The sequence below is a fragment of the Peribacillus sp. NPDC058002 genome (genome assembly GCF_042886655.1).
GTDB lineage: Bacteria > Bacillota > Bacilli > Bacillales > DSM-1321 > Peribacillus > Peribacillus aracenensis.
In genome coordinates this window covers 1-1880 of record NZ_JBHVQU010000445.1, presented here as the reverse complement: position 1 = coordinate 1880, position 1880 = coordinate 1, and the positions used below count along the sequence as shown (strand labels likewise).

The 1880-nt window shown below is 32.4% G+C and carries 1 protein-coding gene and 1 pseudogene; both read right to left on the bottom strand.

The annotated features are described in order from the left end of the window. Positions 1-188: 188 nt before the first annotated feature. A pseudogene (locus ACFVSH_RS26140) lies at positions 189-1252 on the bottom strand (helix-turn-helix domain-containing protein). 269 nt (positions 1253-1521) lie between these two features. Continuing rightward, positions 1522-1880 (bottom strand): YpmS family protein (locus ACFVSH_RS26135; protein WP_387708709.1); only part of this gene is annotated, 359 nt, incomplete at its 5' end.

Genomic DNA, 1880 nt, shown 5'->3' with positions numbered 1-1880 from the left:
ATCAACCACACCGCTTTACTTGGTAAATAGCAACAAAGTATGCGAAAACAGCCATAAGGAAATAGTAAGGTAACTCACCTTTGCCCACAACCAATATTTGACATTTCAATCGAATCTCTAAGTCCCCTGTATTTAATGGACTTGATGATTCATAAGAACAGATATTCGTTCCTTCTAGGAGAGGGCTGTTATTTAATTTTACTAATAAGTGTTTTATACTGTAAATCGCCATATCCTATTGTTGGGAAGTGGATAAATAACTTGTTAATCAATTGTGGTTCTGGCAGGCCTTTATTTTTAGATATATAATTTGTAACTGGATTATCTTCATTTAACATTTCTAAATATATGTCTATTGCCTGATACATTACTGGCAATACTTCAATTGATGTTTTTGTATGATTTAATAATACATCTTCATATACCGTTAAATAGTTGCCTAATCTAAGTTCAGTTTGCCTTACTTTAAATTCATCCTCTCTAAAACTGTTCAAGAACACTCTACCGCTATAATCGGCCTGTTCAAGGTAAGCAAGGATTGTAAGAAGATTCATTTGGCAAAACATATCTTCACCAAACCACAAAACGATGCATACATAATCTTTGTTAAATAGATTATTTAATGGATTAATTACCTTGTCGATATAATTTTCAACTAATTCATGGTGTCCTATCGCTCTTGTTTTTATGAATTCCTCATTAAAAATGTTCTTAGTAGTTGTATTTACACACATAGCTTCGTTAAATGGGGCATAGTCTGTATTCCTCATTAGTTTTTTATCTTTAAACTCATCATACATAGCTTGGCCATTCAATATATTGAGTACATATTCGTCAAACAACTCTCTTTGTTGGCCGTGTATTTGATCAACTTCGATTTTTCTTGAAAAATCCATTCTGCACCACCCTTTATTTTTATGAATAGTGAGCTTATTGAATGATTGAACAGGCATCCTGTTAAGTTGAAATTATCTAGGACTAATGCCAAAAACAGTTTTAAACCCTCTACTTTATGCTTCTTGCGAAGAATAATCATAATCAAAAGCAGTATCAATTATTCTCTTACCAATTATAAATCATTTGTGTAAAGCCTTCTAAGGAGCACATAGCGCCTAATACTTATACCTGTCATTTGGTGGAATTTAAACGAGCAATAATAAGGCGAGTATCCCAGATCATCGGCAAGTTCATCTAAGGAAAATTTATATTTTATATGGTTTTCAATCCAATCAATCATAATTTGTATATTCATATAATTCACCTCTAACTGTAATTATAAGTGGGACCCATTTCATTTATTTGATATTTCTTGTGATTAAAATAAACTTTAAAAGTCTTCTCTTATCTCTTACTTTATCTCAGAAATTGATAAGTCATCTAAATAATCAAGGTTTAAGGTTTTTTCAACCAAAGGGGGCGTAAAAAAAGAACCACACATTTTAGGCATATCTAAAATGCGTGGTCCTTTTATCATCAAATACTTAACACATCTAACCTGGTCTTTCTTCCATTTAGTCGCTATCACTGTAAAGATGATGGGATGGTCAATAAAAATGAAATGTCATCATTTTTAAGGTCGAATTCTTTCGCCTTCACCCTAATATCACTTTTCAGTTCCATATCCTGTAATGACACATAAATACTTTCGTCATTGGGACTGATGCTAACCCAATCCGGCATGTTATAACGCTCATTTATTAAATTCATTACATATGAAACAGGAAGGTTCATTTTTCCGACTGCAATTGATTTTTGCTTTAAGATCAAATCCCCATTTTTTTGGGCAATTGGTTCAAAAGTCAATTTCATTTCCACTTCACGGTTGAAAAATGGCATCGTTCCATATAACTCGACTTCATCCGTCAAATACACTTCATAGC